Annotated in this window: 13 protein-coding genes; 5 read left to right on the forward strand and 8 right to left on the reverse strand. The window is 61.4% G+C overall.

The features are described from left to right. Nucleotides 1-28 precede the first annotated feature (28 nt). Nucleotides 29-196 (reverse strand): rubredoxin, encoded by a 168-nt coding sequence (locus tag ACI512_RS02575; RefSeq protein WP_015886569.1) that lies wholly within the window; start codon nucleotides 194-196, stop codon nucleotides 29-31. Between the two features lie 195 nt (nucleotides 197-391). Here ACI512_RS02575 and ACI512_RS02580 point away from each other — a divergent pair, with 195 nt between their 5' ends. Then, entirely contained in the window at nucleotides 392-955 is a 564-nt protein-coding gene (locus ACI512_RS02580) for a chorismate lyase (RefSeq protein WP_064053226.1), read from the forward strand. Then, nucleotides 955-1845 carry a 4-hydroxybenzoate octaprenyltransferase gene (gene ubiA, locus ACI512_RS02585; protein ID WP_015886571.1) on the forward strand — a complete coding sequence of 297 codons (891 nt, stop codon included), beginning with the start codon at nucleotides 955-957 and terminating at the stop codon, nucleotides 1843-1845. The genes ACI512_RS02580 and ubiA overlap by 1 nt, the downstream gene beginning before the upstream one ends. Nucleotides 1846-1963: 118 nt before the next feature. Here ubiA and ACI512_RS02590 read toward each other — a convergent pair whose 3' ends face one another. Next, nucleotides 1964-2341, reverse strand: a complete 378-nt coding sequence (locus ACI512_RS02590) for a hypothetical protein (RefSeq protein ID WP_236383270.1) — start codon at nucleotides 2339-2341, stop codon at nucleotides 1964-1966. A gap of 155 nt (nucleotides 2342-2496) precedes the next feature. On the opposite strand from ACI512_RS02590, the gene phoB reads away from it, so the two are divergent. The 3 genes from phoB (at nucleotide 2497) to ACI512_RS02605 (ending at nucleotide 6157) form a co-directional block, all read left to right on the forward strand. Continuing rightward, nucleotides 2497-3186, forward strand: coding sequence for a phosphate regulon transcriptional regulator PhoB (gene phoB / locus ACI512_RS02595; protein ID WP_003176964.1), 690 nt, complete (start codon nucleotides 2497-2499; stop codon nucleotides 3184-3186). A 73-nt stretch (nucleotides 3187-3259) separates the two neighbouring features. Next, on the forward strand, nucleotides 3260-4546 hold the full coding sequence (phoR, locus tag ACI512_RS02600; protein ID WP_236383280.1) for a phosphate regulon sensor histidine kinase PhoR: 1287 nt from the start codon (nucleotides 3260-3262) through the stop codon (nucleotides 4544-4546). A gap of 270 nt (nucleotides 4547-4816) precedes the next feature. Continuing rightward, a complete protein-coding gene (locus tag ACI512_RS02605) occupies nucleotides 4817-6157 on the forward strand; it encodes a hemolysin family protein (RefSeq protein WP_015886574.1) in 1341 nt (446 codons plus the stop codon). A 3-nt stretch (nucleotides 6158-6160) separates the two neighbouring features. Here the strand turns inward: ACI512_RS02605 and ACI512_RS02610 are convergent, their stop codons facing one another. The 6 genes from ACI512_RS02610 to ACI512_RS02635 all read right to left on the reverse strand — a co-directional run bounded on the left by ACI512_RS02610 (nucleotide 6161) and on the right by ACI512_RS02635 (nucleotide 13545). Continuing rightward, on the reverse strand, nucleotides 6161-6823 hold the full coding sequence (locus ACI512_RS02610; protein ID WP_236383268.1) for a M23 family metallopeptidase: 663 nt from the start codon (nucleotides 6821-6823) through the stop codon (nucleotides 6161-6163). A gap of 191 nt (nucleotides 6824-7014) precedes the next feature. Continuing rightward, nucleotides 7015-7926: a response regulator gene (locus ACI512_RS02615; protein ID WP_064053223.1), complete on the reverse strand. Its 912-nt coding sequence runs from the start codon at nucleotides 7924-7926 to the stop codon at nucleotides 7015-7017. Nucleotides 7927-8092: 166 nt separating this feature from the next. Beyond that, nucleotides 8093-8854 (reverse strand): phosphate signaling complex protein PhoU, encoded by a 762-nt coding sequence (phoU, locus tag ACI512_RS02620; RefSeq protein WP_015886577.1) that lies wholly within the window; start codon nucleotides 8852-8854, stop codon nucleotides 8093-8095. Between the two features lie 70 nt (nucleotides 8855-8924). Beyond that, nucleotides 8925-9758: a phosphate ABC transporter ATP-binding protein PstB gene (gene pstB / locus ACI512_RS02625; protein ID WP_015886578.1), complete on the reverse strand. Its 834-nt coding sequence runs from the start codon at nucleotides 9756-9758 to the stop codon at nucleotides 8925-8927. 67 nt (nucleotides 9759-9825) lie between these two features. Beyond that, nucleotides 9826-11496, reverse strand: coding sequence for a phosphate ABC transporter permease PstA (gene pstA, locus ACI512_RS02630; protein WP_015886579.1), 1671 nt, complete (start codon nucleotides 11494-11496; stop codon nucleotides 9826-9828). A gap of 15 nt (nucleotides 11497-11511) precedes the next feature. After that, complete coding sequence (locus tag ACI512_RS02635; protein ID WP_173390418.1) at nucleotides 11512-13545, reverse strand: ABC transporter permease subunit; 2034 nt, start codon at nucleotides 13543-13545, stop codon at nucleotides 11512-11514. Between the last annotated feature and the right edge of the window lie 273 nt (nucleotides 13546-13818).

Here is a 13818-nt window from a genome sequence, read left to right on the forward strand (position 1 = left end):
CCTTGTAGTAGTTATCTGAAAACCAAAATTAGCCGATTTCGATCATTTCGAAATCCATTTTGCCCACGCCGCAGTCCGGGCACAGCCAGTCTTCCGGGACGTCCTCCCAACGAGTACCAGGCAGAATTCCGTCATCCGGCCAGCCGTCTTTTTCGTCATAGATCAGGCCACAGACTACACATTGCCACTTCTTCATTACTTGCTTCCTCAGGGTCCAGGCATCTTGGCCGACGGTCGATAGACCCGCGTTGCCGTACGGCTCAGGGCGTTTTGTACTGATCGGGGCCGGCAGATGCAAGCACGATCGACGCAAGCAGCCGGTTCAGTCCGGCAAACACCCAGGACGCCATGGTAAGCTCGCCGCCTCTTTTGCTGCCAATACTGACTCACCGTGCCGCACTCAATCGTCCCTACCGATGCTTGCCAATGGCTGATCCAGAGCCTTCTGACCCCTGCGCCCGCGCCTTTGACCCTCAATTGGCTGTTCAACGAAGACTCGCTGACGCGGCGACTGACGTGGCTGTCCAATGACGGTTTCAGCGTGACGCCACTGTTCGAAGGCTGGCAGCCGCTGCGCGATGACGAATGTGCTGCCCTGGCGCTGGCGCCGTCCAGCATCGGTTGGGTGCGCGAGGTGTATTTGCGCGGCAATGGCCAACCGTGGGTGTTCGCGCGCAGTGTCGCGGCGCGCAGCGCCTTGCAGGGCGACGGCTTGCATATGGATGAACTGGGCAGCCGCTCGCTGGGCGAGTTGCTGTTCTGCGACCAGGCCTTCACGCGCCAGGCCATCGAGGTGTGCCATTACCCACGGCACTGGTTGCCCACGGCCGATCAGGTCGACGGGCTGTGGGGGCGCCGCTCACGCTTCGATCGCGGGCCGCTGAGCGTGCTGGTCGCGGAGATCTTTTTGCCCAGCTTCTGGCACGCACTGCACGCTCATCCGGAGAACTGCTGATGTACCAACGTCTGCTCAAATCCCTTAACCACCTGAACCCCAGGGCCTGGGATTTCGTTCAGTTGACCCGCATGGACAAGCCCATCGGCATCTACCTGCTGCTGTGGCCGACGCTGTGGGCGCTGTGGATCGCGGGCAAGGGGTCGCCCTCTTTAATCAATATCGTGATTTTTGTGCTGGGCGTGGTGCTGACCCGGGCCGGCGGCTGCGTTATCAATGACTGGGCCGACCGTAAGGTCGACGGCCACGTAAAACGCACCGAACAGCGCCCGCTGGTGAGCGGCAAGATCAGTTCGAAAGAGGCGCTGGTGTTTTTCGCAGTGCTGATGGGCATCAGCTTCCTGCTGGTGCTGTTGACCAACGCCACCACCATCCTGTTGTCCCTGGGTGGTTTGGCGTTGGCGGCGAGTTACCCGTTCATGAAGCGCTACACCTATTACCCGCAGGTGGTGTTGGGGGCGGCATTCTCGTGGGGCATGCCGATGGCGTTCACCGCCGAGACCGGTGATTTGCCCGCGACCGCATGGCTGCTATACATCGCCAACCTGCTGTGGACGGTGGGCTACGACACCTATTACGCCATGACCGACCGCGATGACGACTTGAAGATCGGCGTGAAGTCCACGGCCATTCTGTTTGGCGATGCCGATCGCGTGATCATTCTTACTCTGCAAGGCCTGTCGCTGGTGTGCCTGCTATTGGCGGGGGCGCGATTTGAGCTGGGCGGGTGGTTCCACCTGGGGTTGCTGGCGGCGGCGGGCTGTTTTGCCTGGGAATTCTGGTACACCCGGGACAAGGATCGGATGAAGTGCTTCAAGGCGTTTTTGCACAACCACTGGGCCGGGTTGGCGATATTTGTCGGGATTGTGGCGGATTACGCATTTCGCTAGGTGCCGTTATTTCGGGTGACTGGGCTGACGCCATCGGGGGCAAGCCCCCTCCCACATTTGGAATGCATTCAAATGTGGGAGGGGGCTGGTTCGCGAAGGTCTCAGCGGCGCCGCAGGCTCAAGGCTTGATCACATGCCAAGCGCCACCCTTGCCATCACCGGTCTTGTCACCGGCCTTTTTATCATCCTTGTAGGTGTAGACCGGCTTGCCGCCATAGGCCCACTGGCTGGTCTGGTCGTCGCGGGTGATAACCGTCCATTTGCCCATCGACTTGTCGGTGGACTCCGCCTTCAACGGCGGCCAGTTGGTCGCGCACTGGTCCTTGCACACTGACTTGCCGTCGGCATCCTTATCGAAGGTATAAAGGGTCATGCCCTTGTGGTCGACCAGCATCCCGTCTTGAGTCATCGCCGGCTCTGCCGCGAACGCCAGGGTCGGCAGCGTCAACGCCGCCGTTACCAGCAGGGCTTTCCAGGAAATTGTGCTGTACGTCATCGGAACCTTCCTTTTGTGGTTGTCAGGATTCGGACCCAAAGCGTAGCCCAGAGAGGCGCAAATTGCCCGAGCGACTAAATTACTGTCACACGACTGCAATAATTCCGTTATCTAATGCGGCGCAAGACAGTTAAATGACAAGAGGATTTTTGAGCATGGTTGGCAGGAGCATTCTGATTGTTGACGACGAAGCGCCCATCCGCGAGATGATCGCCGTTGCGTTGGAAATGGCCGGCTATGACTGCCTGGAGGCGGAGAACTCCCAGCAGGCCCATGCCATTATCGTCGACCGCAAGCCGGACCTGATCCTGCTGGACTGGATGCTGCCCGGCACCTCCGGCATCGAGCTGGCCCGCCGTCTCAAGCGGGACGAGCTGACCGGGGACATCCCGATCATCATGCTCACCGCCAAGGGCGAAGAGGACAACAAGATCCAGGGCCTGGAAGTCGGCGCGGATGACTACATCACCAAGCCGTTTTCCCCACGGGAGCTGGTTGCGCGTCTGAAGGCCGTACTGCGCCGTGCCGGGCCGACCGATGGCGAAGCCCCCATCGAAGTCGGCGGCCTGCTGCTGGACCCGATCAGCCACCGCGTGACCATCGACGGCAAGCCGGCCGAGATGGGCCCGACCGAATACCGCCTGCTGCAGTTCTTCATGACCCACCAGGAGCGCGCCTATACCCGCGGCCAATTGCTGGACCAGGTGTGGGGCGGCAACGTGTATGTGGAAGAACGCACCGTCGACGTGCATATCCGTCGTCTGCGCAAAGCCTTGGGCGATGCCTACGAGAATCTGGTACAAACCGTGCGCGGCACTGGCTACCGCTTCTCCACCAAAGGCTGAGAGCCTGACTTAACCGCTGACAAGGACGCATGTTCAAGTGAATCAAAACTGGCATGGCACCCTGATCCGCCACATGCTTTTGCTGATCACCGGCTGCTTGTTGGTCGGCTTGGTCAGTGGTTACTACGGCTGGAGCCTGGCCGTCGGTATCGCCGTGTACCTGGGCTGGACCCTCAAGCAATTGCTGCGCCTGCATGAATGGCTGCGCCAGCACAAACCCGACGAAGCACCTCCCGACGGCTACGGCCTGTGGGGCGAGGTGTTCGACAGCATCTACCACCTGCAACGCCGCGACCAACGGGTGCGCGGGCGCCTGCAAGCGGTGATCGACCGGGTGCAGGAGTCGACCGCCGCGCTCAAGGACGCGGTGATCATGCTCGACAGCGACGGCAACCTGGAATGGTGGAACCGCGCCGCCGAGACCCTGCTGGGCCTCAAGACGCCCCAGGACAGCGGCCAGCCGGTGACCAACCTGGTGCGCCACCCACGCTTCAAGGAGTACTTCGAACAGGAGAACTACGAAGAGGCCCTGGAAATCCCCTCGCCCACCAATGACCGCGTACGCATCCAGCTGTACCTGACGCGCTACGGCAACAATGAGCACCTGATGCTGGTACGCGACGTCACCCGCATTCACCAGCTGGAACAGATGCGCAAGGACTTCGTCGCCAACGTTTCCCACGAACTGCGTACGCCCTTGACGGTGATCTGCGGTTACCTGGAGACGCTGCTGGACAACGTCGACGAGATCAACCCGCGCTGGAGCCGCGCCCTGCAGCAAATGCAGCAGCAAGGCTCACGCATGCAGACACTGCTCAACGACCTGCTGTTGCTGGCCAAGCTGGAGGCCACCGACTACCCGTCGGATAACCACCCGGTGGCGGTGCAGAGCCTGTTGCAGACCATCAAGAACGACGCCCAGGCCCTCTCCGGCCAACGTGGGCAGCAGATCACCCTGGAAGCCGACGCGGCCGTCCTGCTCAAAGGCAGCGAAGGCGAATTGCGCAGCGCGTTTTCCAACCTGGTGTTCAACGCGGTCAAGTACACCCAGGACAAAGGCAATATCCGCATCCGCTGGTGGGCCGATGAACAGGGCGCACACTTGAGCGTGCAAGACTCCGGCATCGGCATCGACGCCAAGCACCTGCCGCGCCTGACCGAGCGGTTCTACCGCGTCGACTCCAGCCGCAACTCCAACACCGGCGGCACCGGGCTGGGCCTGGCGATCGTCAAGCATGTGCTGCTGCGCCACCGTGCACGCCTGGAAATCAGCAGTGTGCTGGGGCATGGCAGTACGTTCACCTGCCATTTTCCTCCGACTCAGGTGAGCCGTTCGCGGGCAATCGGCATAGACGAATAACCCATAAACAACTCAGCATTAAATGTGGGAGGGGGCTTGCTCCCGATAGCGGTGTATCTGTTGATTGATCTATTACTGACCCACCGCTATCGGGAGCAAGCCCCCTCCCACAGTTGGATCTGCATGGTTTTGGAAAGCGCATTCCAGGCCCCACCCGGCAGCGGGCACTAGGCAAGCGCCCCGTCAGCCGCTACATTGGCCGACTTGCGCCTGTCTTTCAGGCCCTTTCGTCACCTCTTATTGAACACACGGAACCTGCAAAACCCCATCATGGACCCTTCCCCTGGCATCACCCTCGCTACACTCTTCGCCGACTTCGGCATGATTCTTTTTGCACTGGTCCTGGTACTGCTCAACGGTTTCTTCGTTGCGGCGGAATTTGCCATGGTCAAACTGCGCTCCACGCGGGTAGAGGCCATCGCCCATACCAACGGCTGGCGCGGGCAGATCCTGCGCACCGTGCACAGCCAGCTCGACGCTTACCTTTCGGCCTGCCAGCTGGGTATCACCCTCGCCTCCCTGGGCCTGGGCTGGGTCGGTGAGCCGGCGTTTGCGCACATCCTCGAGCCGCTGCTGGGCGCCGCGGGTGTCGAGTCGCCGGAAGTGATCAAGGGCGTGTCGTTCTTCGCCGCGTTCTTCGTGATTTCCTACCTGCACATCGTGGTCGGTGAACTGGCGCCCAAGTCCTGGGCCATTCGCAAACCCGAACTGCTGTCGCTGTGGACGGCGGTGCCGCTGTACCTGTTCTACTGGGCCATGTACCCGGCGATCTACCTGCTCAACGCCAGCGCCAACGCCATCCTGCGCATCGCCGGCCAAGGCGAGCCTGGCCCGCACCACGAACACCATTACAGCCGCGAAGAACTCAAGCTGATCCTGCACTCCAGCCGGGGCCAGGACCCGAGCGACCAAGGCATGCGGGTACTCGCCTCCGCCGTGGAAATGGGCGAGCTGGAAGTGGTGGACTGGGCCAACTCCCGGGAAGACCTGGTCACCCTGGATTTCAACGCCCCGCTCAAGGAAATCCTCGCGCTGTTCCGTCGCCACAAATTCAGCCGTTACCCGGTGTATGACGCAGTACGCAACGAGTTCGTGGGCCTTTTGCACATCAAGGACCTGCTGCTGGAACTGGCGGCCCTGGACCATATTCCTGAGTCGTTCAACTTGGCCGAGCTGACTCGCCCGCTTGAGCGTGTGTCGCGGCACATGCCGTTGTCGCAATTGCTGGAGCAGTTCCGCAAAGGCGGCGCGCATTTCGCCCTGGTGGAAGAAGCCGACGGCAAGATCATCGGCTACCTCACCATGGAAGACGTGTTGGAAGTCCTGGTGGGCGATATCCAGGACGAACACCGCAAGGCCGAGCGCGGCATCCTGGCCTACCAGCCGGGCAAGCTGCTGGTGCGGGGCGACACCCCGCTGTTCAAGGTCGAACGCCTGCTGGGAGTGGACCTGGACCACATCGAGGCCGAAACCCTGGCCGGCCTGATCTACGACACCCTCAAGCGCGTGCCGGAAGAGGAAGAGGTGCTGGAAGTTGAAGGTTTGCGGATCATCATCAAAAAGATGAAAGGGCCGAAGATCGTATTGGCCAAGGTCCTGCTGCTGGATTGACCGTCAATTGCCCAATGCAAAATTGGGCAATGCACCGACGGGTTGGTTGAACTCGTACGGGATCGACACCAATCCCGCCTCAGTGGCGCGCTGCACCACAAAATGCAGATGCGGCCCGCTGCTGTTGCCGGTATTGCCCGACAACGCCAGCGGGCTTCCCACCGCGACACGCTGCCCAACCCTGACACTGACCGAGCCTTGCTTGAGGTGCAGGTACACGCCCTCGGTACCGTCATCGTGACGCACCCGCACAAAATTCCCTGACGCATCGTTGCCCCGCCCGGCTTGCTCGTTTTCGGTTTTCACCACCATGCCGCTGCGTGCGGCGATGATCGGCGTGCCTTCGGGCATGGCGATGTCCATGGCGTAGCGGCTTTTGGCGTCGGTATGGCTGAAGAGGCCGTTGGGGCCCTGTGTCATGCGGAACGGGCCGCCGCGCCAGGGCAAGGGGTAGCGGTAGGCCTGAGGTACGTAACGGGATTTCGGCCTATCGAGTATGGGCCGTTCGACCTTGCGCTCCTGGATCACGAACGCCTGGGCGCCAGGGGTTTGCCGGTCGCTGAAAAACACCACGCCATTGGCATCGGTGGATTTGTAGAGGGTCATGGCCTGGGTCGAAGTGGCGACCGTTGCCAGCCCGCAACACAGCAATAAGCGCATGAGCATGGCGTAAACCTGCCGATATGACCGGACGGAAGATTAGCAAGCAATCGTTACAGTCTGTAGTGAGCGGGCTTGCCCCGCGCTGGGTGACGAAGCCGCCCTAATGGCAGCCACCGCATTTTCTCAGATGATACGCGTCGGCTGGTTTTGGGGCGGCTTCGCCACCCAGCGCGGGGCAAGCCCGCTCACTACAATCAGGCACCCGGCACAAAATGCTTCTGCGCCGTACCCCGCGCGATCAGGCGGGAGATGTAATCGAGCTTCTGCGCATCCTGGTCGATAAACCGGAAGGTCAGTTGCAGCCAATCGCTGTCAGGCTTGGGTTCGAAGGCAACGATGGCGTGCAGGTAGCCGTTGAGACGGGCCACTTCGGCGTTGTCGCCTTGTTCCAGGTCGAGCACGGCGCTTTCCAGTACCTGAGGCAGGACTTCGCCGCGACGCACCACCAGCAGCGCTTCCTTGATGCTCAGCGCCTTGATCACGCATTGCTGGGTACCGCTGGACAGGCGCAATTGGCCCTGGCCACGCCCTCCTGCCGGCGCAGCCGTCGTCGCCGCTTGCACCGGCGGGCTGTTGAGCAAGCCTTTGTTGAGCGCAGGCGCGGCTGCCGCAACCGGCGCTGCTCGTGCCACTTCGGGCTTGCCGCCGGTCAGGGCGCTGAGGGAATCGTTGCCAAAGGCCGAATTCATTTTGGTCGGTGCACTGGCGACCAGGGCGTCGAGGCGGCCGATCTTGTGCAGGGCCTGCTTGACCTTGTTCAGCAACTGCTCGTTGGTGAACGGTTTGCTGACGTAGCCGGAAACCCCGGCCTGGATGGCCTGGACCACGTTTTCCTTGTCGCCACGGCTGGTCACCATCACGAACGGCATGGCTTTGAGGTGAGGTTGCTCGCGGCACCAGGTCAACAGCTCAAGCCCGGACATCTCCGGCATTTCCCAGTCGCACAGCACCAGGTCGAAGGTCTCGCGCATCAGGATGGCCTGGGCCTTTTTGCCGTTCACCGCGTCTTCAAGCTTGATCCCAGGGAAGTAGTTGCGCAGGCACTTCTTCACCAGGTCGCGGATAAACGAGGCGTCATCCACCACCAATACACTGACTTTACTCATCGACCCTTCATCCTATAAAAACTTCGGCACGCAAAACGCCTGACTGATGGCATTTTGCCAAAAACTCTGCAGTCACGTTCGGACTTTCTTTTACCCGACCTGAAAAAGTCAGGCGCCACAAACGAAAACGCCCGGCCAGAGGCCGGGCGTTAATTTCTCGGGCAACTTACTTATCGTCAGATTCGCCCGGAACATTAGGGATTTGATCAACCGAACCTTCAACTTCAGCCTTCATGCGCTTGAGGCCCATGTGCCGTACGTCGGTGCCGCGCACCAGGTAGATCACCAGTTCCGAGATATTACGCGCGTGGTCGCCGATCCGCTCCAGGGAGCGCAGCACCCAGATGATGCTCAAGACCCGCGAGATAGAGCGCGGGTCTTCCATCATGTAGGTCGCCAGCTCACGCAGGGCGGTCTTGTATTCGCGGTCGATGACCTTGTCGTACTGGGCCACCGACAACGCCAGTTCGGCGTCAAAACGCGCGAATGCATCGAGGGCATCGCGCACCATGTTGCGCACCTGATCGCCGATATGGCGCACTTCCACGTAACCGCGCGGCGCTTCGCCTTCTTCGCACAGCTGAATGGCACGGCGGGCGATCTTGGTGGCTTCGTCGCCGATGCGCTCCAGGTCAATCACCGACTTGGAGATGCTGATGATCAACCGCAGGTCGGACGCCGCTGGCTGGCGACGCGCAAGAATGCGCAGGCATTCTTCGTCGATGTTGCGTTCCATCTGGTTGATCTGGTCGTCGATCTCGCGCACTTGCTGGGCCAGGCCCGAGTCGGCCTCGATCAGCGCAGTCACAGCGTCGTTGACTTGCTTCTCCACCAACCCGCCCATCGCCAGGAGGTGGCTGCGCACTTCCTCGAGCTCGGCGTTGAACTGCGCGGAGATGTGGTGGGTAAGGCCTTCTTTGCTAATCATGTTGGCGTCCTTGGAGCGTCCGGTAAGGTGCGGAGAACCGCAGCGTCAGTGCAATCAGAACCACAGCTTCCTAGCCGTAGCGACCGGTGATGTAGTCTTCGGTCTGCTTCTTCGCCGGATTGGTGAACAGGGTATCGGTGTCGCCGAATTCCACCAGCTTGCCCATGTACATGAACGCGGTGTAGTCGGAAACCCGCGCCGCCTGTTGCATGTTGTGGGTCACGATGACGATGGTGAACTTGGACTTGAGCTCGTAGATCAGCTCTTCGACTTTCAGCGTCGAGATCGGGTCGAGGGCCGAGCAGGGCTCGTCGAGCAACAGCACTTCCGGTTCCACCGCGATGGTACGGGCGATCACCAGACGCTGCTGCTGGCCGCCGGACAGGCCGAGCGCCGATTCGTGCAGGCGGTCCTTGACCTCGTCCCACAGGGCCGCGCCCTTGAGGGCCCACTCCACCGCTTCGTCGAGGATGCGTTTTTTGTTGATGCCCTGGATACGCAGGCCATAGACCACGTTTTCGTAGATGGTCTTGGGGAACGGGTTGGGCTTCTGGAACACCATGCCCACCCGGCGACGCAGCTCAGCCACGTCTTCGCCCTTGCGGTAGATGTTGGTGCCGTAGAGGTTGATGGCACCGTCGACGCGGCAACCGTCCACCAGGTCGTTCATGCGGTTAAAGGTGCGCAGCAGCGTGGACTTGCCGCAGCCCGACGGGCCGATAAAGGCGGTCACGCGCTGCTTGGGGATGTTCATGCTGACGTCGAACAGCGCCTGCTTTTCACCGTAGTACAGGCTCAGGCCCGGCACTTCGATGGCCACGGTTTCCTGGGCCAGGCTCAGGCTCTGCTTGTCGCGACCCAGGGCAGACATGTTGATGCCGTGGGAATGGGTGTCATGTTGCATGGGAGGCTCCCTGTGCTACCAATTTTGTGTGTGGGAGGGGGCAAACCCCCTCCCACATTGAAAAGCTTTAGCTGTCTAGCGCTTTGTATTTTTCGCGCAGGTGGTTACGGATCCACACCGCCGACAAGTTGAGCGTGGCGATCACCAGCACCAGCAGCAAGGCAGTGGCGTACACCAGCGGCCGTGCGGCTTCGACGTTGGGGCTCTGGAAGCCGACGTCGTAAATATGGAAGCCCAGGTGCATGATCTTCTGGTCCAGGTGCAGGTACGGGTAGTTACCGTCCAGCGGCAGCGACGGCGCCAGTTTCACCACGCCCACCAACATCAGCGGCGCCACTTCACCGGCGGCGCGGGCCACGGCGAGGATCATGCCGGTCATCATCGCCGGGCTGGCCATCGGCAGCACGATTTTCCACAGCGTTTCCGCCTTGGTCGCGCCGAGTGCCAGGGAACCTTCGCGCACGGTGCGGGGAATCCGCGCCAGGCCTTCTTCGGTGGCCACGATCACCACCGGCACCGCCAGCAGCGCCAGGGTCAGCGAGGCCCACAGCAGGCCCGGGGTACCGAAGGTCGGGGCCGGCAGGGCCTCGGCGAAGAACAGGCGGTCAACCGAGCCACCCAATACATACACGAAGAAACCCAGGCCGAACACGCCGTAGACGATGGCCGGTACGCCGGCCAGGTTGTTCACGGCGATACGGATGATGCGTGTCAGGGTGTTCTGCTTGGCGTATTCACGCAGGTAAACCGCTGCCAGCACGCCGAACGGGGTCACGATCATCGCCATGATCAGGGTCATCATCACGGTGCCAAAGATGGCCGGGAAGATCCCGCCTTCGGTGTTGGCTTCGCGTGGGTCGTCGCTGAGGAATTCCCAGACCTTGCTGACGTAGAAACCGATCTTGGTCATCGTGCCCATGGCGTTAGGCTGGTAGGCGTGCACCACTTTGCCGATGCCGATTTCAATTTCCTTGCCGTTGCCATCGCGAGCGGTCAAAGCATCACGGTTGAACTGGGCGTGCAGGTCGGCCAGGCGCGCTTCGATGTCCTGGTAACGGGCATTCAATTCGGCGCGGTCAGCGTCCATGTCGGCCTGGGCGGCGGCGTCGAGCTTGCCTTCCAGTTCCAGTTTGCGGCCATGCAGGCGGATACGCTCCAGGCCGGCGTTGATCGCGCCGATGTCGGATTTTTCCAGGGTCTTGAGCTGGGCAGCCAGCTTGTTCACACGGTCGACACGGGCCTGCAGTTCCGGCCACGCGGCCTCGCCTTCGGCGATCACCTTGCCGTCCTGCTTCACGTTGACCAGGGTGCCGTAGAAATTGCCCCACTCACGCCGCTCGATGGTCATCAGGTTCGCAGGCGTGGTCTGGTCCTTGAGCCACTCGCCGACGATCCAGGTAAAGTCGTTGCCGTTCAGGTCGCGGTTACCGACCTTGATCAGCTCGCGCGTCATGAACTCCGGGCCTTGGTCCGGCACCGGCAGGCCAGCGCTTTTCAGGCGCTCGCGCGGCACCTCTTCTTTCTGCACCACTTCGCCGATGACGATATGGTTTTCCTGGCCCGGTACGTTGTAGTTGGCCTGGATCAGGTCGGCCGGCCAGAAGTGGCCCAGGCCACGTACCGCAATCACGGCCAGCAAACCAATGGTCATGATGACCGCGATGGACACCGCGCCACCGCTGATCCAGACGCCGGGGGCGCCGCTCTTGAACCATCCATTCAGGGAGTTCTGTTTCACAGACTTCTACCTTTCTTAAAGCGACGAGTATTTCTTGCGCAGACGCTGACGGATCAGCTCGGCGAGGGTGTTCATGATGAAGGTGAACAGCAGCAGCACCAGCGCCGAAAGGAACAGCACGCGGTAGTGGCTGCCACCGACTTCCGATTCCGGCATTTCCACCGCGACGTTCGCCGCCAGCGTGCGCAGGCCCTCGAACAGGTTCATCTCCATCACCGGGGTGTTACCGGTGGCCATCAACACGATCATGGTCTCGCCGACGGCGCGGCCCATGCCGATCATCAGCGCCGAGAAAATCCCCGGGCTGGCGGTGAGGATGACCACGCGGGTCATGGTCTGCCACGGCGTGGCGCCGAGGGCCAGGGAGCCCAGGGTCAGGCCACGCGGCACACTGAACACGGCGTCTTCGGCGATCGAGTAGATGTTCGGGATCACCGCAAAACCCATGGCCAAACCGACCACCAGAGCATTGCGCTGGTCGTAGGTGATGCCGAGGTCGTGGGAGATCCACATGCGCATGTCGCCGCCGAAGAACCAGGTTTCAAGGTACGGGCTCATGTACAGCGAGAGCCAACCCACGAACAGGATCACCGGGATCAGGATCGCGCTTTCCCAGCCATCCGGCACCCGCAAGCGGATCGACTCAGGCAAACGGCTGAACACAAAGCCGGCCACCAGGATGCCAATCGGCAACAGCATCAGCAGGCTGAAAATGCCCGGTAGATGCCCCTCGACATACGGCGCCAGGAACAGCCCGGCGAAGAAGCCGAGGATGACCGTCGGCATCGCTTCCATCAATTCGATCACCGGCTTGACCTTGCGGCGCAGGCTCGGGGCCATGAAGTAGGCGGTGTAGATCGCGGCGGCAACGGCCAGCGGCGCAGCCAGCAGCATGGCGTAGAACGCGGCCTTCAGGGTGCCGAAGGTCAGCGGGGCCAGGCTCATCTTGGGTTCGAAGTCGGTGTTGGCGGCGGTCGATTGCCAGACGTACTTGGGCTCGTCGTAGTTTTCGTACCAAACCTTGCTCCACAGCGCGCTCCAGGACACTTCCGGGTGCGGGTTGTCGAGCAGCAACGGTTGCAGCTTGCCGCCGGCTTCCACAATCACACGGTTGGCCCGTGGCGACATGCCGTACACGCCCTGGCCGTCGACCACCGGGTCCACCAGCAGGGTGCGGTGGGCGGTGCTGTGGAATACGCCGAACTTGCCGGAAGCGTCGAGGGCGGTGAAGCCTTTGCGGCGCTCTTCGGCGGAGATTTCAATGATGGGCGTAGTGCCCATCTGGAAAGTACGGATCTGTTTGAAGCGCTGCTCGCCATCCGGATCACGGGCCATGAACCACTGGGCCAGGCCGCCTTTGGAGTTACCAATGATCAACGAGATACCGCCCACCAATTGCGTACTGGCGGTGACTTCGGCGTTACCGTCTTCCAGCAGTTTGTAGCGACCGTTAAGGCTCTTGTCGCGCAGGCTGAACACATCGGCGAGGGCGCGGCCGTTGATCACATACAGCCATTGCTGGCGCGGGTCGATAAAGATCGCCTTCACCGGCTCGGTCATTTGCGGCAGTTCGACACGCTTCTGCTCGCTGGTGACTTCACCGGTCATCATGTTTTCTTCGCGGCTCAAGGTCAGCACGTTCAGGTACGAACCGGCCGAGCCTGCAATCACCAGCGAGGTGTCAGTGGCGTTGAGGGCGACGTGCTCCAGCGGGCGGCCAGCGTCATCCAGCACGATCGGTGTTTCACCGTAGGGGTATTCGATCGCCGGAGAGATGGTTTTCTTGCCGTCCGGGTAGGACACCTTATAGGTATGGCGGAACACCAGGGACTGGCCGTTGGACAAGCCGAGGATCACCAGCGGGCTGCCCGGCTGGTCTTCACCTATAGAGACGACAGTCACGCCAGCCGGGAGCGGCAGGTCGACACGCTTGAGTTCGGCACCGGTCGTCACATCAAAGAACAACGCCTGGCCCTTGTCGGAAACCCGCATGGCGACTTGGTTCTGTTCTTCGAGCGAGATCAATAGCGGCTTGCCGGCGTCCTGCATCCAGGCGGGCGTCAGCGCATCTTCCTTGGTCAGCGAGGCGCCTTGGAACAACGGCGCGACGACATAGGCCAGGAAGAAGAAAATCAGAGTGATGGCGCCGAGGACGGCGAGGCCGCCGACCAGCACATACCAACGGGTGAGGCGATCCTTGAGCGCGCGAATGCGGCGCTTGCGTTGCAGCTCAGGCGTATTGAAGTCAATGCGCTTGGGGGGAGAAGTCGTCGTCATGGTGGAATTGGCCAGATCATTCATGCGCACACCCTAGCGATCCTG

The organism is Pseudomonas petroselini (assembly GCF_045037875.1).
GTDB classification, from domain to species: domain Bacteria; phylum Pseudomonadota; class Gammaproteobacteria; order Pseudomonadales; family Pseudomonadaceae; genus Aquipseudomonas; species Aquipseudomonas petroselini.